Raw genomic sequence first — 20,824 nt, 5'->3', positions numbered from 1 at the left:
GGGCTGGCGCACCCACGCCACTGGGAGAACACGCATGCGGTCGATGACACGTTGCAGCCTGGTGTTGCTGGCGTCGCTGGGCTGGTTTGCAGGTGCTGCGCCTGCAGGCGCGGCCCCTGCAGCCGCCCTGTCAGCGCAGCAGTGCGCCGACGCGCCCGAGGTCGGCATCGACCAGGCGCTGGTGTGCTATCACGATGCCATCGAACGCCAGCCGCTGGTCTACCGGCGTGTGGCCACCCGCCCGGTGGCCGGCGTCGAGCGGCGCGATTACCTGCTGACCTCGCAGCAATGGTCGCCCGAGGCACTGGTGCAGCCGGCCAGTTGGCAACACGATGTCGCGATCTATGTCCCCACGGATGCGCTGCCGACACGTGCACTGTTGCTCTCCACCAATGGCACCCGTCATCCAGCCGATGGCGGCGCGCCGCAGCCGTCCAGCGAGTTGTCGCCCGAGGCCCTGGCGACGCTGGCAAAGCGCAGCCGCACCGTGGTGATTGCGCTGGGCGATATCCCCAGCCAGGCGCTGACCTATCGCAACGACGGCACGCCGCGCCGCGAAGACGACAGCGTCGCCTACAGCTGGTCGCTGTTTCTGGCATCGCCGCAGCAACGCAAGACCCTGCCGCTGCATGTGCCGATGGCCGCCGCCATCGCGCGCACCATGAGCCTGGCCGAACGCGAATTGGCGCCGTTGCAGATTCATCGCTTCATCCTCGCCGGCGCCTCCAAGCGTGGCTGGGCGAGCTGGCATGCCACCATTGCCGATGCGCGCGTGGAGGCCGTGGTGCCATTGGTGATCGACATCCTCAATCTGCCGGCGGTGCTCGAGCACATGTACCGGAGCTATGGCGGCAACTGGCCGATCGCATTCAACGCCTACGCCAGGCAGGGCATCACCACACAGCTGCACACACCGGCCTTTGCGCAACTGGTGCAACTGCAGGATCCGCTGCATTATCTGCACACGCCGCAGCGCAAACGCCTGGCCGTGCCCAAGTACATCGTCAATGCCAGTGGCGACGATTTTTTCCTGCCGGACAACACGCAGTTCTTCTACAACGCGCTGCCCGGCAGCAAGGCGCTGCGCATGGTGCCCAACAGCGCGCATAACGGCATCCGCGCCTTCATCGTCGACAGCCTGGTGCCCTTCGTGACCCGGCTGCAGCAGCAACGCGCGCTGCCAAAGGTGCGCGATTCGCTGCGCGCAGGCGAACACCCGCAGCTCCGCTTCCACTCCTCCGAGCGCCCTGTGCAGTTGCGCCTGTGGCAGGCGAGCAACCCGGTGGCGCGCGACTTCCGCCATGCCTGCGGCATTCGCTACAGCGCCACGCCGATCACGCCGGCACGCGGCAACACCGTGTCGGTACCGGTACGGATGCCCGAAGCCGGCTGGAGCGCGTACTTCGTCGAGGCCACCTACGCGGACGGCTTCGTCGCCACCAGCCAGACCTATGTGCTCGGCAAGCAGCAGTACCCGACGCAGGCACCACCCACCGACGGCGCGGCCTGCAGCACCTTGCCGGGCGCTGCCTCTACGGCAGCCGCGCGCCGACTGGGCGACTCCGCCGACAACTGACAACCAGGCTGTCGGTATCGAATGTCGATGTCGATGTCGATGTCGATGTCGATGTCACGATGGTCCAGTCCCCGGATGGCGACAAGCGCCACCGTCGCAGGCCAGGAGTGACCCGCGCGCGCCTTCCGCACTGCGCAATCGCCTCCGCGCAGACAGCGCTGAATCGGGCGATCCTGCACTTGAGCCTGCCAGCAAGATCGATCCAACCCGACTGAACCATTGACATCGTTGTCACCAACTTCTACACAGGCCGCTACTCGCCGGTTGCATTGGCCGACCGGACGAACCCAAAGGACTGCACGTGGCTGCGACTTCGCGTTCTGCTCTCGCTACCGGCCTGCCCACCGCACCGGTTGCCACCGGCTTCATCGCGGCCGACGTCGGTGGCACGCATGTGCGGGTCGGCCACATCGCGCAGGCGGACAACGCTGCAGCCGAGCTGGCGCATTACCGCACCTACCGCTGCGCCGAACACGCCAGTCTGGACGCCATCCTTGCCGACTTCCTGCAGACCGGACGCGATGTCGAAGCCGTGGTGATCGCCAGTGCCGGGGTCGCACTGGACGATGGCAGCTTCATCAGCAACAACCTGCCGTGGACGATTTCGCCTGGCCGCATGCGCGCCGCGCTCGCCGTGCCCAGCGTGCACCTGGTCAACGATTTCGAAGCGGTGGCCTACGCCGCCCCCTTGATGGAGCAACGCGCCGCGCTGCAACTGAGCGGGCCGACCCCGCGGCATGCGCGCGCCACCGGCCCGATCCTGGTGGTCGGCCCCGGCACCGGGCTGGGTGCGGCGGTCTGGATCGATGCCAGGCCGCGGCCGATCGTGCTCGCCACCGAAGCCGGCCAGGTCGCCCTGGCCAGCAACGACGTGATGGAACTGCAGTTGCTGCGGATCCTGCTGCGTGGCGAGCGCTATCTGCCACTCGAGCATGTGCTGTCCGGGCCCGGCCTGCTGCACCTGTACAACGCCGCGTGCGAACTGCATGGCGCCACCCCGCGCCATCGGCTGCCGGCCGCGATCACGCATGCCGCGCTGCACGAAGACGATGCGCTGGCACGCGAGTGCCTGCAGATCTTCTCCGCCGTGCTGGGTAGCGCGGTCGGCGACATGGCGCTGGCCTACGGCGCGGCCGGCGGCATCTATCTGGCCGGCGGCTTCTTGCCGACGATCGGGCCGTTCCTGCAGAACAGCGCTTTCCGCGAACGCTTTCTGGCCAAGGGCCGCATGCGCGCGGTGCTCGAACGCATCCCGGTCAAGCTGGTCGAGCACGGGCAACTGGGCGTGCTTGGCGCGGCTAACTGGTATCTGCAACACCACGCTGACCTGTCGTAAGCGATCCACCACGCGCTCGGTCCCGAGCGCGCGTCTGCAAGACCCCGCATCCGGCGAGCAGCAGCCCGCCGTCCTTCCCTGTGCGTGATGAGGAGAGACATCATGAAATACAGCATCACCCTGCTGTCCAGCGCGATCGCGTTGTCGCTGGCATTCGCTGCGCAAGCCCAGGACGCGCTCGACCGACAGGCCACCGACCTGGATGCCGTGCAGGTGGTCGGCATCCGTGCCAGCCTGGAAAAGTCGCTCGACACCAAACGCAACAACGCCGGCATTTCCGAAGCGATCACCGCCGAAGACATCGGCAAGTTTCCAAGCACCAACGTGGCCGAGGCGCTGTCGCAGATTCCCGGCGTCACCCTGGACCGGCGCTTCGGCCAGGGCGAGCGCGTCAGCATCGACGGCACCGACCCCAGCCTCAATCTGTCCTTCCTGGACGGCCACCCGGTGGCACAGGCGATCTGGCTCTACGGCGAGCAACCCAGCCGCGGATTCGACTACACCTTGCTGGCGCCGCAGATCCTGGGCCGCGCGGAAATCCTCAAATCCTCCGAAGCACGCCTGACCGAGGGCAGCCTGGGCGGCACGGTGCTGATGCATACCCGGCAGCCGCTGGACCTGGACGTCAACGAGGTGGCCGCATCCGTCGGCTACAGCTACAGCGCACAGGCCAGCGAAGGAAAACCGAATGCCGCGCTGCTGTATAGCTGGAAAAACGCGGCCGACACCTTCGGCATCGCGGTATCGGCGCAGCATTACGAAGAGCGCGTCGATCGCCGCGGCATGGAAGTGTTCGGCTATGCGCCGGCCAGCACATTTGCCAATGCCGCAGGCGGCGTGCCCGCCGATGCGGACGTGCCCAACTCGATCAACGCGGCCTGGTTCCAGCAGGATCGCGAGCGCGACAGCGCCGTGGTCAACCTGCAACTCAAGCCCAGCGAGGCGCTGGAATTCAACCTCAGCGGCCTGTACATCAACGAGAACTTCGACAACTACAACCAGTCGATGTACAGCTTCCTGACCTGGAATGCCGGCACCGTGGCGGCAGTGGATCAACTCGGCGGCCTGCGCAACGGCGTGGTGACCAGTGGGCATTCCGGCGCCAATGCCGACCCGCTCGGCGGCACCGTGATCTACGACAACAACGTGCGCGAATCGGAAGTCACCACCAAGGGCCTGGACCTGCGCGGCGCGTTTCGCGGCGATGGCTGGGGAGTGAACGGGCAGCTGGGCCAAAGCAGATCCGAGAACAAGGACCTGTCGCAGTACTTCATCGAACCGTTCTATAACGGCGGTTTCAGCTGGGACACGCGGCGCGGCATCCGCTTCGACGACCCGGCGCGTGCGCGCGATCCGGCCAACTGGGGCTCGGCCGACGGCTGGTTCGGCAATAACGGCATCTTTTCCACCGAAAGCAAGGACACCTATGGCCAGCTCGATCTGAATCTGCAATTCGACAGCGTGTTCAATCAACTGCTGCTGGGCGTGCGTCATGGCAAGCACGAGGAGCGCTTCGAGCTCAACGTCTATGGCGGCGTGACGCCGGGAACGCTGACCGATGTAGGCACGATCGGGCTCACCGATCTGCCGGATTTCTATCCGGACCACGGCCGGCACGTGCAGGCAGGCCGCAACAATGTGCTGGACTGGATCCGCAACAGCCCGGTCGACTACGGCGCGCCGGACCCGGCCAGCTACCTCAACAACACCTGGGCGCTGCAGCAGACCAACAACGCCGCCTATGCCCAGCTGAATTTCTCCGGCGGCGGCCTGCGCGGCAATCTCGGGCTGCGTTATGTGGATTCGAAAACCGAGGGCAGCGGCTTCGTCTACAGCGGCACGCCCACCCTGCAGAACGCCGACAGCCTGTGGCAGACCCGCACGCGCAAGGAGGATTTCCTGCTGCCCTCGCTCACGCTGGCCTACGAGGCCGCCGACGATTGGGTGTTCCGGTTTGCCGCGGCCAAGGTGATCGCCTGGGCGCCGTACAACCAGATGGTCAACAACACCTTCCTCAACGACACCACGTTGACCGGCAGCGGCGGCAATGCCGAGCTGTCTCCGTACGAATCCTGGAACTTCAACCTGTCGGCCGAGTATTACTTTGCCCAGCAGTCGGTGGTGGCGTGGTCGCTGTTCTACAAGAAGATCGACAACTACATCGATACCAGCGCCAGCGTGGAACGCCAGTACAACGCGCTACGCGATACCGCGCCGCAAAGCTGGGCGCAGTTGCTCGGCAGCAACGGTTGCACCGCCGATGGCTACTGCGATTACAGCATCCAGCGGCCACGCAACGCCGGCGATGGCAAGGTCAAGGGCTTCAACATCGCGTTCCAGCAGCCGTTCGGCGACAGCGGCTTTGGCCTGACCGCCAACTACACCTACGCCAGTGGGCAGAACAACACCGGCGACGCGCTGCCCTACCAGTCGCGCAACAGCGTGGCAGTCAGCCCGTACTACGAAAAGGGCCCGCTCAACGCGCGGCTGACCTACAACTGGCGCGACAGCTACCTGGCCGGCGGTTACGTGGCCGGCGCCGCGCCGGCAAGCGTGGACGACTATGCCGAACTCGGCGCGAGCATCGGCTATGCGTTCAGTCCGAACTGGTCGTTGCAGATCGACGCGCAGAACCTGCTGGACGAGCAATACCTGCAGTATCTCGGCGACACCGACCACCTGGCCGGTCGCTACAGAAGCGGGCGCCGCTATATGGCAAGCCTGCACATGAAGTTCTAGCAGCGGCTGGCAAAACGGCTGCGCTCACCGCCAGGCGGGCGCGGCCCGTGCTCGGAATCGGCACGTACACCTCGTGCAGGCCGGTTCCGGGCGCGCCGTCCACGCCCAGCCGACCACTGGCCGCTATGTTTCGTTAGTGGCTTCAAGCGCAGCGCGCGGCATGAGCAACCCGTTGATGACAGGACTGCGCTGATGGCAGCGCGCTGGTGATGACGGCAAGCCGTCGTCACCAGCGCCAGCACCACTCAGTTGCGCAACGCCGCCACCCGCTGCGACAGCTTCTTCGCCGACACGCCCGACCTGGCGCCCAGCTCCTGCGCAAAGACCGACACGCGCAATTCCTCAAGATCCCAGCGTAGCGACTGCCACTCATCACGTTGCTGCAACCCACGCGCGGCCGCCTGGTCCAATGCATCCACGAACGGCTTGAGTTCGAGCATGCGCGCCTGGTCGCGGGCCGGATCGCGTTTGGCACGCTCGGTCCGCAGGATCATCGCCTTGAGATAGCGCGGATAACTGGCCAGTGCCTCGGCCGGTGTTTCGCGCAGGAAGCCGGCATGCACCAGCGCGCGCAGCTGCTGTTCCATATCGTCCAGGTTGCCGCGCGCCCAGCCCATCAACGGCGCCTCCAGCAGCGGCTTGAGTTCGGCCACGGCGCCAAGGATGCTTTCGGCCAGCGTCAGCCGTTCCATCGCCTCGCCGAACAGGCGCTTGCCGGCCTCGTCGCGGCGCTGCGCAAAGGCACCGGGGTCGCGTATCGCGCCCAGGCCATCGGCCAGCACCGCGTTGAGCGCGGCATCGACCAGATCGCCGCGCAGCCGCTCCTGCGATTCGATCGCCGCGTACAGCAGGCCGGTCTTGGGCGACACCGGCAGTTGCTTGCGCGCCTGCTTGATCTTGTCGGCCAGCGCGATTTCCAGCAGCCGGCGCACGCCGCGCGGATGCGCCTGCGCCGCTTCGTTGCGGTCGGCAAAGATGCGCAGCGCCGCATCTTCGCCCTGGTCCACCAGCGCCGGATACGCCGGCACGCCGGCTTCGCCGGCCACCTGCTCGGGAATCGGCGTGGACGGAAAATCGCGCAAGCCCTCGGCCGCCAGCGCGCGCCCCGCGCGTGCGGCGAAGGCCTGGCCGGCACGCTCGCCAAAGCGTGCGCGCAATCCGTCCAGGTCGCGCGACTCGGCCAGTACCTTGCCGTCGTCATCGCGCAGGCGCAGGTTCATCAGCAGATGCGTGTCCAGCGACTCTTCGTCGAAATCCAGCGCCGCCACCTGCGTGCCGGTGGCCTTGGTCAGGAAGCGCGCCAGCTCGCCACGGATAGCGTCGGCCGAGGCGATGCTGTAGGCCTCGTAGAACGCGCGCCCGAAATCCGGCGCCGGCACATAGTTGCGCCGTTGCGCCTTGGGCAGGCTGCGAATCAGGGCCGATGCCTTGTCGGCGACGAAGCCCGGCGCCAGCCACGACAGCCGCGCCGGATCCAGCGCATTGAGCAGGTGCAGCGGCACATCCAGCGTCACCCCGTCATCGATGGCGCCCGGCTCGAAGCGGTAATGCAAGGGCAGCCGCGCATCGCCCAGCGGGAAATACTTCGGAAACCGGTCGGCCTCGCTGCCTTCGCCGGGCAATAGGTCGTTCAACGTCCAGTGCAGGCCGCGGCGCTTGTCCGGCGGCAAGGTCTTCCACCATGCATCCAGCCCGCTGGCCGAGTGCAGCTCGGCCGGGATGCGATCCAGATACCAGCGCGCCTGCCAGTCTTCGTCGGCGACGATGCCGGCACGACGCAGCTTGGCTTCTTCCTCGCGCGCCTGCTCCAGCACCTTGAGGTTGTCGGCGATGAACGCCGCACGCGTATTGATCTCGCCGGTGACCAGGCCCTGGCGCACGAACAGGTCGTGTGCGCCGGCCGGATCGATCTTGCCGAAGTGGACCGGCTTTTTCAGCGCCAGCACCAGGCCGAACAGGCTGATCTGCTCGGATGCCACCACCTGCCCCTGCGCACGCGACCAATGCGGGTCGAAATGCTTGCGTGCCAGCAGATGCCCCAGCTCGGCGATCGCCCAGTCCGGCTCGATCGCGGCATTGGTCATGCCCCAGACTTTTTGCGTATCCAGCAGCGTGGCGGCCAGCATCCACGGCGGCGGCTTGCGTGCCAGTGCCGAGCCGGGAAACGGCACGAACCGGCGCTGCCGCGCGGCGAGAAAATCGCCTTTTTCGGTGCGATGGCCGATCTGCGTGGGCAGGCCGGCCAACAGCGCACGATGCAGGGCCTGATACGCCGCCGCGCGTTCGCGCTCGCTGATGCGCGCCGAGGCCTCGGCAAGGTCGGCCTGCTTGCTGGCAGCGGCGGACGTGGCTTGCGCAGGTGGCGCAGTCGGATCCGGCTTGCCTTCACGCGCCAGCCGCGCAGCGCGATGCAACTGCCCGCGCGTCGGCCGGTTGGCGTTGTGCCCGTCCTCGCGCGCAGGCGCGCTGGCACCTGCCAGCAATGGCGCCAGCATCGCAGCGGCCGGCTCCTCGCTCCACCCCAGCTCCTCGCACAACAGGCGCAGCTGCCGATGCAGCTCACGCCATTCGCGCATGCGCAGGAACCCGAGGAAATGCCGGTTGCACCAATCGCGCAACTTGGACTGGGTGAGGTCCTCGTGCACCTGTCGGTAGGCCTCCCACAACCGCAGGATGCCGACGAATTCAGAGCGTGCATCGGCAAACAGCGCGTGCGCGTTGTCGGCCGCCTCGCGTGCTTCGGGCGGGCGCTCGCGCGGATCCTGGATACCCAGGAACGCGGCGATGATGATCATCTCGCGCAGGCAACCGTGCTGTTGCGCAGCCACCAGCATGCGCGCCAGCTTGACGTCCACCGGCAGGCGCGCCATCTGGCGGCCGATGGCGGTGAGGCGCCGATTGGCATCGATCGCGCCCAGCTCCAGCAACTGCTGCCAGCCGTCGGCGACTGCGCGTTCGTCCGGCGCTTCCAGGAACGGGAACTCCTCGATCCGCCCCAGCCCCAGTTGCAGCATGCGCAGGATCACGCCCGACAAGGACGAGCGGCGGATTTCCGGGTCGGTGAATGCCGGCCGCGCGGCAAAATCCGCTTCGGCATACAGGCGGTAGCAGATGCCTTCGGCAATGCGGCCGCAGCGGCCCATGCGCTGGTTGGCGCTGGCCTGCGAGATCGGCTCGATATGCAGGCGGTCCAGCTTCTGGCGCGGGCTGTAGCGCTTGATCCGCGCAAAGCCCGGATCCACCACATACCGGATGCGCGGCACCGTCAGCGAGGTTTCGGCCACGTTGGTGGCCAGCACCAGGCGCCGGCGCGGCCCCGGGTTGAACACGCGGTCCTGGTCGGCCGCCGACAGCCGGGCGTACAGCGGCACCACTTCGGTTTCGCGGTACTTGCGCCGTTCCAGCGCCTGGTGCGCATCGCGGATCTCGCGCTCGCCGGGCAGGAACATCAGCACGTCACCACGCGGATCGATGCGGGTGATCTCGTCGATCGCCGCCACGATCGCATCGTTGACGGTGCGCTCGCCATCGCGGCCATTGCCACGCTCGCCGTCGCCGCCGTCGTCGGCCTCGCCTTCGAGCGGCCGGTAGCGCACCTCGACCGGGAAGGTCCGGCCTTCCACGTCGATCACCGGCGCGTTGTCGAAATGCCGGGCGAAGCGCTCGGTGTCGATGGTGGCCGAGGTGACGATCAACTTCAGATCGGAGCGCTTGTGCAGCAGCTGCTTGAGATAGCCGAGCAGGAAATCGATGTTGAGGCTGCGCTCGTGCGCCTCGTCCACGATGATGGTGTCGTAGGCCGACAACCAGCGGTCGCTGGCGATCTCGGCCAGCAGGATGCCGTCGGTCATGAACTTGATCCGCGACTGCTCGCCGACCCGGTCGGTAAAGCGCACCTGGAAACCCACCGTGGTGCCCAGCGGCGTCTTCAGCTCCTCGGCCACGCGCGCGGCCACCGCCCGCGCGGCGATCCGGCGTGGCTGGGTGCAGCCGATCATGCCGGCCGCGCCGCGCCCGGCCGCCAGACACAGCTTGGGCAGCTGGGTGGTCTTGCCCGAGCCGGTCTCGCCGGCGATGACGACGACCTGATGGTCGCGGATCAGCGCGATGATGCGCTCGGCCTCGCGCGCGATCGGCAGTTGCTCGTCCAGCGTGATGGCCGGCTGCTGCTCGGCACGCGCCTGGCGTTGCGCCTGCGACGCTGCCAGCGCCTGCTCGAAGGCCTCGCGCACCTGCGGGTTGCCGGGCTTGCCCTGCCAGCGCGACCATAGACCGAGCAACCGGCCACGGTCGCGGCTCATCGCGCCATCGACGGCGCGGCGGCGCTCACGCAAGGTGTTGGCAAGGTCGGTGTCGATAGCGCTCATTGATCGAAAAATGTGAAAGATTGAATGACAGCGGATCCTTTAGCCTGTCTATTGTGACCCGATATCTGTTTCCTCAGGAGGACCATTCCCATGTCCAAGAAAAAGAACGCCAACAAGCCCGTCGTCATCAATGAAGCATTGGACGCACTGCCGGTCGCCGCAGCATCGGCACCACACATCGATATCGGGATCAAGGACGGTGATCGCAAGCAGATCTCCGACGGTCTGGCCCGCTACATGGCTGACGCCTTCACCCTGTACCTGAAGACCCACAACTTCCACTGGAATGTCACCGGGTCGATGTTCAACTCGCTGCACACCATGTTCGAGACCCAGTACACCGAGCAGTGGGCGGCGCTGGACGAAGTGGCCGAGCGCATCCGCGCCCTGGGCTACAACGCACCGGGCTCCTACAGCGAGTTCGTCGCCCTGACCTCGATCCCGGAAGAACAGGGGCTGAGCGACAGTGCCGACTGGCGTGAAATGGTGCGCCAGCTGGTCAGCGGCAACGAAGCGGTCTGCCGCACCGCGCGCAAGGTGCTGGGCACCGCCGACGACGCCGGCGACGACCCGACCGTGGACCTGCTGACCCAGCGCCTGCAGACCCACGAGAAGTACGCCTGGATGCTGCGCTCGCTGCTGCAGTAACCCCTGGGCCTGGCCCCTGCGAGTGTGCCCAAGGTTTCGCTGCACCGGAACCTTGGGCCCCTGCTCCATCGCCGGCCACACCCCGCGCCTTCGGCGCGCCCCTGACTCGGCGGGTTGCGGTCCTCTCCGCGTCGCGAAACATGTCCCCCGGCATTCACATCGCGGCAATCCCCGACGCACCGTTGCGCAACACCGCCCGCCTGACACCGGCCAGGGCTTGACCCGCGCGGTATCCTAGGCGGATGTCTTCCCCCGCCCACGAACTGCTCAGCCGCGTCTTCGGTTACGACGACTTCCGCGGCCCACAGCAAGCCATTGTCGAACACGTCGCGGCAGGCAACGATGCCCTGGTGCTGATGCCCACCGGCGGCGGCAAGTCGCTGTGCTACCAGGTGCCGGCGCTGTTGCGCGACGGTATCGGCATTGTGGTCTCGCCGCTGATCGCACTGATGCAGGACCAGGTCGAGGCCTTGCGCCAGCTCGGCGTGCGCGCCGAATTCCTCAATTCCACGCTGGACGCGGAAAACGCCCAGCGGGTCGAACGTGCGTTGCTGTCCGGCGACCTTGACCTGCTCTACGTCGCGCCGGAGCGCCTGCTGACCCAGCGCTTCCTGTCCTTGCTGGAACGCAGCCGCATCGCGCTGTTCGCCATCGACGAGGCGCATTGCGTTTCGCAATGGGGCCACGATTTCCGCCCCGAGTACCGCCAGCTCACCGTCTTGCACGAACGCTGGCCGCATATCCCGCGCATGGCCTTGACCGCCACCGCCGACCCGCCGACCCAGCGCGAGATCGCCGAACGCCTGGATCTGGTCGACGCGCGCCACTTCGTCAGTTCCTTCGACCGCCCCAACATCCGCTACACCGTGGTGCAGAAGGACAACGCGCGCAAGCAGCTGCAGGAGTTCCTGGGCCGTCACCGCGGCTCGGCCGGCATCGTCTATGCGATGTCGCGGCGCAAGGTCGAAGAGACCGCGCAGTATCTGTGCTCGCAAGGCTTCAACGCCCTGCCCTACCACGCCGGCCTGCCGGCCGAGGTGCGTGCGGAAAACCAGCGCCGCTTCCTGCGCGAGGACGGCATCATCATGGCCGCCACGATCGCCTTCGGCATGGGCATCGACAAGCCGGACGTGCGCTTCGTGGCGCATGTGGATCTGCCCAAGTCGCTGGAAGGCTATTATCAGGAAACCGGCCGCGCCGGCCGCGATGGCGACCCGGCCGAGGCCTGGCTCTGCTACGGCCTGGGCGATGTGGTGCTGCTCAAGCAGATGATCGAACAGGGTGAGGCAGCCGAGGAGCGCAAGCGGCTGGAGCGCGCCAAGCTCGATCACCTGCTCGGCTACTGCGAATCGATGCAATGCCGCCGCCAGGTGTTGCTGGCCGGCTTCGGCGAGACCTATCCCAAGCCCTGCGGCAACTGCGACAACTGCCTGACGCCCGCCGCCGCGTGGGACGCCACCGTGGCCTCGCAGAAGGCGCTCAGCTGCGTGTACCGCAGCGGGCAACGCTTCGGTGTCGGCCACCTGATCGACATCCTGCGCGGCAGCGAGAACGAGCGCATCAAGCAGCTCGGCCACGACCAGCTGAGCACCTACGGCATCGGCCGCGACCTGGACGAGCGCACCTGGCGCGGGGTGTTCCGCCAGCTGGTGGCCGCCAGCCTGCTGGAGGTCGACAGCGAAGGCCATGGCGGCCTGCGCCTGACCGACGCCAGCCGCCAGGTGCTCAAGGGCGAGCGCCAGGTGATGATGCGCCGCGAGAACCCGGCTGCCGGGCGCGAGCGCAGCGCGCAACGCACCGGCCTGCCGGTGCAGCCGCAGGACCTGGTGCTGTTCAACGCCCTGCGCGGCCTGCGCGCGGAGCTGGCCAAGGAGCAGAACGTGCCGGCCTTCGTGATCTTCCACGACAGCACGCTGCGCAATATCGCCGAACAGCGGCCCACCAGCATCGACGCACTCTCGCGTGTCGGCGGTATCGGCGGCGGCAAACTCGCCCGCTATGGGGCGCAGCTGATCGAGATTGTGCGCGAGCAGGGCTGATGCAGCAGCGTGTGCCATCGCGGTGACGGCGCCGGCATGAAAATCCGCGCAATCGACAGCGCGCATTCAATCAGCCGTTGCTAGTTTCACAAGTCGATCTGGCACGCGCTGTCTGTCCCTCCTGGTAGAGTCCATCCGATGAAACGCAGCCTGCTTCTCCTGGCCACTCTGTTTGCCGCCGGCAGCGCGCTCGCCCAGGCCGGCGGGCGCAGCGCCGAGCCGGGATCGGCGCAATCGCTGGACCTGAGCGTTCCGCAAGCCCCGGTGCAGTACCGCTCCGACCCCGCGTACAGCACCGACCCGCCGGGCACCTTCTATGGCGACAAGAGCGGCCCCAAGCCTGCGCTGACCCGCCCCAGCGCGGCCTCGCTTGCGGCCGAACGCGCCGAACAATGCCAGGGCAAGCTGCATGGCGCGGTCGAAACCGGCATGGGCTACTCCAACCGCGGCGGCAACAGCAACTGGCAGGCGGTCAACCTGAATTCCTGCAAGACCTATTACGACGATGACGGCAAGGCGCATCAGATCGGCGTCAGCATCAGTGTCGGGCGCGGCGAAGGCCCGCTATTCGGGCCGCGCTACGGCCCCGGCGGCTATGGTCCTGGCCCGTTCGGCTGGTAACCGTACGGCTCCGTCTGCGTTGACAGAGGGTTCACTGCCGCATCGCTGAGAATGTGGCCTGCCTTACGAGACGTGCTCATGTCACAGAACAAGGAACGGCCAGTTGTATTCGTCGTCGAAGACGGCGATGGCACCCGACAACTCAGCTGCCTTGTGCTGGAAAGCTATGGTTTTACCTGCCGCAGCGCCGGCTCGGTCGAGGAGGCCCTGGCCCTGATCGAAAGCGACCCGCGCGTCGATGTGCTGTTTTCCGACATCCATTTCCCGGGCGGCCTGACCGGCGTGGATCTGGCGCTCAAGACCGCGCACGCCCCCTACAACCTGCCCGTGCTGCTCACCTCCGGGCTGGCGGTGGAGTATGTGGAAGAGATCCTGCCGGATGGCGTGGCCTTCCTCGAGAAACCGTATACCCCCGAGCAGCTGCTGAGCGCGATCCGCAGCGTGATGGCCAAGCACCGGATACTTCCCACTCCGGTCGCCTGATGCAGAGGGTCGCGACTGGACGGCGACCCACAATCCCGGTATGAAGTGGCGGCCGATGCGATGTGTCGGCAACGGGGATTGATCACGACACGGTTGTGCCAGGGACGCGGCGCCATGCCCGCCTGGCCCGACCATGCCTTACGCCAGGGGACAACATGAAACACCTAGTGACCGCAGCCATGGCCATGGCTGCGTTGAGCGGTTGCGCGACGGTCATGAACGACGCGACCCAGCCCATCCGTGTGGATACCAAAACTGCCGATGGGCACCTCATCGCTGGCGCCGACTGCGCCCTCAGCAACGACAAGGGACGGTTCACCCTGAAGTCCGGGCAGACCGTGCAGGTACGCCGGTCCTCGCGCGACCTGGAAGTCAGCTGCGTGCTGCCCGGTCAGCGCAATGCCGCCGGTCGTTCCATCTCGCGCGCCAACATCGGGATCTGGGGCAACATCCTGATCGGCGGCGCGATCGGCGCCATCGTCGATCACGGCAAGGGCACCGGCTACACCTACCCGAGCTGGATCCAGCTGGTATTCGGACAGACGCTGAGCTTCGACCGCCACCGCGAGGACCGCGGCCAGCCGTTACAGGGCGACAACGCACACGTCGCGGCAACCGCCTCCGGCACCGAAAGTGCACCCGGCGAAGCCGTCACGCTGCCGCTGGCAGGCGAGGTCGCCCCGCCTGTGCAGGCAGGCACAGCAGCACCGGCCAGCAAGGTCGCAGCCACGGTTGCGCCTGCGGGCCCGGCGATGTCCACCGAATCGGCCAGCACACGCGCCCAGGGCATCAGCAGCGGCCTGAATTGCGGCACGGTGCAGGCACACAGCGCCACGCGTTTCACCGCCGCCTGCAGTGGCGGCAGTACGGTGCAGATCGACTGCGCCGGCTTCCGCTGCAGCGCAACCTTCCCCTGACCTGACATGGCTGCGCTCGGGGACGAGCGCAGCCCGACGGCTTGACGATCGTCGGGGATGACCCGACACGCTGTCGGCGCAGTCCCGATTTACGTGCCGCACGCCCCATTTAAACTGCAGCCACCGGACGCGAGGCCTGTTGGGCCGTTCAACTCGCGAGGCGCTGAGCACGCCCCCCGCCGGAACATCGCCGGCATCGCGTGACGCGCCTGGGTCGTGGTTGGTTGATCGTCCACCAGCGTGGATGCGCGCGCCTTTCAGGCGAAGAAGTCAGCCGTGCGCACGCACAGGCGGCTCGCTCGAGTGTGCCGTCGAACCATCTGATGCGTGTGCGACCACTGCGCCTGTGCTCCAGCGGACGTTACGAGATTCCCGAACCTGCAGCTGGATCCGTGCCGATATCCGCCTTGGCTGAGCTTGCGCGACGCCGTCGGATGCATTGGTTTGCCAGCCTCTCCCCAGCAGGTGGCTGGTCGCTGCTGTTCCTGCGCTTCCGGCTGCAGACCTGTCAGCTTGCCGCCGGCAGGCGAACACGTGCTCGGTCGCGCCTGTATTGCAGCCGCTGCGTCGGCACGCAGGTACACGCGAACGCGCTTGCAGCCGTCGCGCGCGCTTGCGGGGCCAGGCGACGCGGCGCGGTTGCGCGCGGCCGCTGCAGCGTATTTCACGCCATCAAGCAGGCCGCTCGCTAGGCTGACGTCAGTGCAGCACTCGGCTGCGAAGATTTTCAGGAAATTCCCATGGGCGACAATTCGTTTCTGTCACCGGCCTTCATCATTCTGGTCGTCGGCGTGATTGCCGTTGTGTTCTGGCTGGTGACGCGCGCCAAGAAAAAACGCAACAAGAAGTAAGCCACGAACCAGGCGACCCCGGCATCGGGATGCGCAACGCAGCTTGCGCTCACCCCGCAATCGCAGTGCATTGCCGAGCGCGCAAGACTCGGCCGACGCGCGTCGCTATTGCCCGGCACGGTCGCTACGTTTTACGTGTGGGCCTGACAGCGCATCAATGCCGCAATGGCCTGAACAACGGCGCCGGGCAGTGACACCGCCATGGTGCCGTTACGCAATGCTTGCTGCATGCATGTCGGCAGCAGCGGCATGCCGCCGCATGGCAGCCACGCGCATCCATCACGCGCTGCCCGTCAGAAACGCTCGCCTGTCGGCAGATAGCGCCATTGGCCGATGGCCAGCTTGCCCAGCGACACGCGGCCCACGCGCAGGCGCCGGATGCTGACCACCTCCAGCCCGACCTCCCCGCACATGTAACGCAGCTGGCCGGGTTGCACGTGCTTGATCGCAAAGCGCAGACGCTCCTCGTTCTGCCAGCTCACCTTGCACGGCGACAGGCTGCGCTGCTGATACACCAGGCCATGCGCAAGCCGCGCCATGCCATATGGGCGCAGGTCCCCGCGCACCTCCACCAGGAATTCCTGTTCGATGGAGGTAGCGTCGGCGCTGAGCCTGCGCAGGACGCGGCCGTCCTGGCTCAGTACCAGCAAACCGCTCGCCGCGTCCTCCAACGGCAGCGGCGCCTGCAGACGCAGGAAGTGCCGCTTGAGCACACGCATCTCGAGCTGGTCCAGGGCGCTGCGCGTTTCCACTGTGGCCAGTGCCAGCGCCGCCTCGGCGCTCATGCCTGCCGGTTTGTGCAGCAGCAGCGTGGCAGGCTCGGCAGGTTCGAGCACGGCGTTTTCTGCCAGCGTCACCTGCGCCGCGGTCGCCAAGGCTTGCGGCTCTTCGACCACGACCCCGTCCACACTGACCCAGCCGCCCTCGATGTATTGCTGCGCCTCTCCACGCGAGCAGCCAAACCGCGCGGCCACGCATTTATCGAGACGGATCGGATCGGACATCGGGCGGGCTCGGCTTCAGGGGACGGCAGTGTACGTGCTGGGTCGACGGATGCGTGAGGCCGGCTTCTGCGCTGCCCGACAAAGTGGGAAACTGGGCGCTCACACAGGAGATTGCAGATGTTCATCAAGTTTGGCACCACCCGGGTCCGCCTCAACCACATCTCCGTCATCAGCGATCCCTTCAACGCAGGCGAAAACTTCGGATCGTATTGCCACTCGGTCCGGGTCGGCCTGCTCTCCGGCGAGGAAATCTTTGCACGCTTCAATACTGAAAGCGGCGCCGAGCAGCTTCATGCCGAGGTACTTGCTGCGCTGGAAGGTTGAGCGCAAGAGCCACAGTGCCGCCATGCGCGTGACGCCTCACGCGCGATGCGCGGCGCCGCTTCAACAGCCGGCCATGCCGGCTTGCAAGGTGCACGTGGCAAGGCCCGTGTCGCATGGCATCAGAGTAGATCGCATCGCCGGAACACGCCGCTGCACCAGCACCGGCGCTTACCAAAGACAAGCGGATTGCAGGTATTGCGATACATAGCGGATGCGATCCTGTCAAAGCATCCGCTGCGCTCCAGGGGGTCGCCACATGTCGGCGAAACGTCGGAAAATCGTTCTGCGGTTGGCATGCTTCGATCCAGCGATAGACGCCACAAACACGCAGTGCATGCACGGGTGTCAGGCCGCTGCGGACGGCTGTCGGGAAATTTCTTCCGCACGATGAATTCAATCTAAGTCATTTCAGATACGTACCTTTAGCTCGTCGCGATCCGGCCGTTAGCTGGGCAAGACGCTCTGGTGGATGACCCATTCATCGAGCCCCTCAGCTGCACTACCTGGATGCGGTAATGAATACATATCTGCAACGCCTCAATGTCGGCCGTCGCCTGGGCATGGCCTTTGGCATCTTGATCCTATTGTCGGGCCTGCTTGTTGCGACCGGCCTGGTCACCATGTCCAACGCCCGTTTCGAGCTGGATACCATCGTCAACAGCAACATGGAGAAGATCCAGCTGTCCTCGGAAATGCTCGACGCCAATACCAATGTGGCGATCGGCCTGCGCGACATCGTGATGGTGTCCGGCGATGCCGCCAACCGCCGCAGCATGGAGATGATCGAAAAAAACCGTGCACGCTACAAGGAGGCGCATGACGCACTGACGGCCTTGCCGAGCAGTGCCCCTGAAAAGAACGCGCTCCAGCTGCTGCAGGAAAAGCGCGACGTGTCGGTGAAGTTCAACAACCAGATTCTCCAGTACGGCATTCACGACCAGAACCAGCAAGCGCAGGATTTGCTGCAGGGCGACGCCGCCGTCGCGATGGACGCACAGCAGGCGGCCATCCGCGCCAATGCCGAGCTGGAGCGCCGGCTCAGCAAGGAAGCCTATCAAACCGCCGTTGCCTCGATGCATCGTGGCAAGGTCATCCTGGCCAGTGGCGGCATCACCGCGCTGGCCATCAGTGCACTGCTGGCCTGGTTGATCACCCGCAGCCTGACCCAGCCGCTCAGCCAGGCCACACGCACTGCAGAGGCCATTGCAGCCGGCAACCTGCACAACGATGTGCACACCAGCGCCAACGACGAAACCGGCCGCCTGCTCAAGGCCATGGACAAGATGCAGCTGCAGCTGCGTAACCTGATCACCGCGCAAACCGACATGGCCAGGCATCACGACAACGGCCAGATCAGCTTCCGTATCGATGCGGCGGCCTTCCCGGGCGACTACGGGCGCATGGCCAACGACACCAACCTGCTGGTTGCCTCGCATGTGGCAGTGCAAACCGATCTGGCACGCATCATGGGGCGGTATGCCGTTGGCGAACTCTCCGAAGACATGCAGCCGCTGCCCGGCGAAAAGGCCGTTTTCAGCGACACCATGTCGCAGGTCAAGCTCAACCTGTCGGCGATGAATCACCAGATCAAGCATCTCGCCCAGGCCGCGGCCAATGGCGACTTCAGCGCGCGCGGCGATGCCGAGCACTTCCAGTTCGACTTCCGCATCATGGTCGAAAGCCTCAACCACCTGATGTCCACGGCCGACGGCAACCTGCAGTCGCTGTCGTCGTTGCTGCAGTCCATCGCCGCAGGCGACCTCACCGCACGCATGAGTGGCGAATTCCGCGGTGTCTTCGCACAGATGCGCGATGACGCCAACGCCACGGCCAACCAGCTGGCGCAGATCGTCGGCAACATCCAGCAATCGGCCGTGTCGATCAACTCCGCGGCCAGCGAAATCGCCGCCGGCAACCAGGACCTGTCGCAACGGACCGAACAGCAGGCGGCCAATCTCGAAGAAACCGCAGCATCGATGGAGGAACTCACCTCCACCGTCAGGCAGAATGCCGAAAGCGCACGCCAGGCCAATCAGCTGGCGATCGGCGCCGCACGCGTTGCCTCGCAAGGGGGCGAAGTGGTCGGCAAGGTCGTGGACACCATGAGCGGTATCGAGGCCTCGTCCAGGAAGATCGCCGACATCATCAGCGTCATCGACGGCATCGCCTTCCAGACCAATATCCTGGCCTTGAATGCGGCAGTGGAAGCCGCACGTGCCGGCGAACAGGGGCGCGGCTTTGCCGTGGTGGCCTCGGAGGTACGCACGCTCGCGCAGCGCTCCTCCGGCGCCGCCAAGGAGATCAAGGACCTCATCGACGACTCGGTGCAACGCGTGGCCGAGGGCTCGGCATTGGTGCACAGCGCCGGCGAAACCATGGGCGAGGTGGTGGCCAGCGTGCAACGTGTCACCGACATCATGGGCGAAATTTCTGCAGCCTCCCAGGAGCAGTCGGCCGGCATCGAGCAGGTCAACCAGACCATCACGCATATGGACGAAACCACGCAGCAGAACGCCGCACTGGTGGAAGAAGCCACTGCTGCCGCGCGTGCGATGGAAGAGCAGGCGGTGCAGCTCACCGATGCGGTGGCGATCTTCAAGATCGACGCACGGCAGACGCGGCAGCAGGCAGCGGCACCGGTCGCACAGCTGCTGAGCAAGGCCCGCCACGCCTGAGCCAGCGGTCGGCACTGCACCATGGCGAGGTCGGTCGCATTACGCGGCTCGCCTCACGCAGCGCGGCAGCAGCTTGAGGCGCCCTTCTGCCGCGCGCCGCACCATGCCGGTGCGGCCGCGCGGCAGTCGGCACGACAACGCTAGCGCGTATAGAGCCCGGGAAAATAGCGCTCCATCAGCGACTGCGGAGACAGCGGCGGGGTGAAGCCGTAGCGCGCATAAAGGCCGTGCGCATCGCTGGTTGCCAGGCTGAAACGGCGCAGCCCCTGCAGATCGGGGTGCGCCATGACCGCGTCCATCAATTGCTTGCCATAGCCCTTGCCCCGGTGCGGGGGCAACACGAACACATCGCCCAGGTACGCAACGGTTGCGTAGTCGGAAACCACGCGCGCAAAGGCGACCTGCCTGCCCTCCAAGAACCCGCCAAAACACAGCGAATTGGCGATGGAGCGCTGTACCACCGCAAGCGGGATGTCCCTGGCCCAGCTGGTGTGCTGCGCCAGGTAGCGATGGATCAGCGCGATATCGAGCGCGGATGGATCGGTGGAGACACGCAGCGGCGACATGACACTAGCTCCGGGACGGTGAGGCCTCAGGGTAGCGCCTGCGAGGGCAGCAACAACAGGGCACACAGCACCAGCATGAATCCCGCGATCGCCGCATCCAGCACACGCCATGCGCGCGGATCGCGAAAAGCCGGCTGCAACAGACGCGCGCCATAGCCCAGCCCGGAAAACCACGTGATGCTGGCCAGGCACGCGCCCGACGCGAACGCCCAGCGCAACGGACCCGGGTAACGCGCAGCCAGACTGCCGAGCAGCAGCATCGTGTCCAGATAGACGTGCGGGTTGAGAAAGGTAAAGGCCAGGCACGCCAGCATGGCGCGCTGCCAGCGTTGCGCGCCGGTCTGCGCCGGCGCCAGTGTGCTGGTGCCACGCCAGGCCCTGCGTGCAGCCAGCGCGCCATATGCCGCAAGAAATGCAGCTCCCGCATAGCGAAGTCCCTGCAACAACTCCGGCCATTGCGTTACCAGCACGCCAATCCCGGCCACGCCCAGCACGATCAGCGCGATGTCACCGAACGCGCAGATCGCCACCACCAGACCGACATGCTGGCGCTGCAGTCCCTGCCGCAGCACAAATGCATTCTGCGCACCGATTGCAATGATGAGACCTGCGCTGGCGATGAAGCCAGAGATTGCGGCTTGAAGTAACACGAGCACCTCCCGGATCACAGGCGCCAAT

14 protein-coding genes and 1 other RNA gene are annotated in these 20,824 nt (G+C 66.2%); 11 read left to right on the top strand and 4 right to left on the bottom strand.

Annotated features, from left to right (window positions below; translation table 11 throughout):
- The first annotated feature begins 34 nt into the window (after positions 1 to 34).
- The 4 genes from EO174_RS13130 to EO174_RS13115 all read left to right on the top strand — a co-directional run bounded on the left by EO174_RS13130 (position 35) and on the right by EO174_RS13115 (position 5,790).
- Positions 35 to 1,576: a PhoPQ-activated protein PqaA family protein gene (locus EO174_RS13130; RefSeq protein ID WP_126944900.1), complete on the top strand. Its 1,542-nt coding sequence runs from the start codon at positions 35 to 37 to the stop codon at positions 1,574 to 1,576.
- A 301-nt stretch (positions 1,577 to 1,877) separates the two neighbouring features.
- Positions 1,878 to 2,912, top strand: coding sequence for a glucokinase family protein (locus EO174_RS13125; RefSeq protein WP_126944896.1), 1,035 nt, complete (start codon positions 1,878 to 1,880; stop codon positions 2,910 to 2,912).
- 102 nt (positions 2,913 to 3,014) lie between these two features.
- Positions 3,015 to 5,651 (top strand): TonB-dependent receptor, encoded by a 2,637-nt coding sequence (locus tag EO174_RS13120; protein ID WP_126944893.1) that lies wholly within the window; start codon positions 3,015 to 3,017, stop codon positions 5,649 to 5,651.
- A 62-nt stretch (positions 5,652 to 5,713) separates the two neighbouring features.
- Positions 5,714 to 5,790: non-coding RNA, sX9 sRNA (locus EO174_RS13115), on the top strand.
- A gap of 106 nt (positions 5,791 to 5,896) precedes the next feature.
- Here the strand turns inward: EO174_RS13115 and hrpA are convergent.
- Positions 5,897 to 10,018 carry an ATP-dependent RNA helicase HrpA gene (gene hrpA, locus EO174_RS13110; protein WP_126944891.1) on the bottom strand — a complete coding sequence of 1,374 codons (4,122 nt, stop codon included), beginning with the start codon at positions 10,016 to 10,018 and terminating at the stop codon, positions 5,897 to 5,899.
- Between the two features lie 90 nt (positions 10,019 to 10,108).
- Here hrpA and EO174_RS13105 point away from each other — a divergent pair, with 90 nt between their 5' ends.
- The 5 genes from EO174_RS13105 (at position 10,109) to EO174_RS13085 (ending at position 14,726) form a co-directional block, all read left to right on the top strand.
- On the top strand, positions 10,109 to 10,666 hold the full coding sequence (locus EO174_RS13105; RefSeq protein ID WP_102580821.1) for a Dps family protein: 558 nt from the start codon (positions 10,109 to 10,111) through the stop codon (positions 10,664 to 10,666).
- Between the two features lie 242 nt (positions 10,667 to 10,908).
- A complete protein-coding gene (gene recQ, locus EO174_RS13100; RefSeq protein WP_024939934.1) occupies positions 10,909 to 12,705 on the top strand; it encodes a DNA helicase RecQ in 1,797 nt (598 codons plus the stop codon).
- Positions 12,706 to 12,843: 138 nt separating this feature from the next.
- Positions 12,844 to 13,326 carry a hypothetical protein gene (locus EO174_RS13095; RefSeq protein WP_126944888.1) on the top strand — a complete coding sequence of 161 codons (483 nt, stop codon included), beginning with the start codon at positions 12,844 to 12,846 and terminating at the stop codon, positions 13,324 to 13,326.
- 78 nt (positions 13,327 to 13,404) lie between these two features.
- Entirely contained in the window at positions 13,405 to 13,809 is a 405-nt protein-coding gene (locus EO174_RS13090) for a response regulator (RefSeq protein WP_104584674.1), read from the top strand.
- A 155-nt stretch (positions 13,810 to 13,964) separates the two neighbouring features.
- Entirely contained in the window at positions 13,965 to 14,726 is a 762-nt protein-coding gene (locus tag EO174_RS13085) for a hypothetical protein (protein WP_241240010.1), read from the top strand.
- Between the two features lie 1,144 nt (positions 14,727 to 15,870).
- Here the strand turns inward: EO174_RS13085 and EO174_RS13075 are convergent.
- The gene (locus EO174_RS13075) at positions 15,871 to 16,581 is read right to left on the bottom strand and encodes an rRNA pseudouridine synthase (protein ID WP_126944885.1); all 711 of its coding nucleotides are present in this window, start codon (positions 16,579 to 16,581) and stop codon (positions 15,871 to 15,873) included.
- 117 nt (positions 16,582 to 16,698) lie between these two features.
- Between EO174_RS13075 and EO174_RS13070 the strand changes: the two genes are divergently transcribed.
- Positions 16,699 to 16,905 (top strand): hypothetical protein, encoded by a 207-nt coding sequence (locus EO174_RS13070; RefSeq protein WP_016904346.1) that lies wholly within the window; start codon positions 16,699 to 16,701, stop codon positions 16,903 to 16,905.
- Positions 16,906 to 17,420: 515 nt separating this feature from the next.
- Positions 17,421 to 19,580 (top strand): methyl-accepting chemotaxis protein, encoded by a 2,160-nt coding sequence (locus EO174_RS13065; protein ID WP_126944882.1) that lies wholly within the window; start codon positions 17,421 to 17,423, stop codon positions 19,578 to 19,580.
- A 140-nt stretch (positions 19,581 to 19,720) separates the two neighbouring features.
- Here the strand turns inward: EO174_RS13065 and EO174_RS13060 are convergent, their stop codons facing one another.
- A complete protein-coding gene (locus EO174_RS13060; protein WP_126944879.1) occupies positions 19,721 to 20,146 on the bottom strand; it encodes a GNAT family N-acetyltransferase in 426 nt (141 codons plus the stop codon).
- A gap of 26 nt (positions 20,147 to 20,172) precedes the next feature.
- Positions 20,173 to 20,796 carry a LysE/ArgO family amino acid transporter gene (locus EO174_RS13055; protein WP_104584718.1) on the bottom strand — a complete coding sequence of 208 codons (624 nt, stop codon included), beginning with the start codon at positions 20,794 to 20,796 and terminating at the stop codon, positions 20,173 to 20,175.
- Positions 20,797 to 20,824: the final 28 nt, after the last annotated feature.

Source organism: Xanthomonas sp. BRIP62418, from assembly GCF_003993495.1.
GTDB lineage: Bacteria > Pseudomonadota > Gammaproteobacteria > Xanthomonadales > Xanthomonadaceae > Xanthomonas > Xanthomonas euroxanthea.
This window is presented reverse-complemented; position numbering and strand designations above follow the sequence as displayed.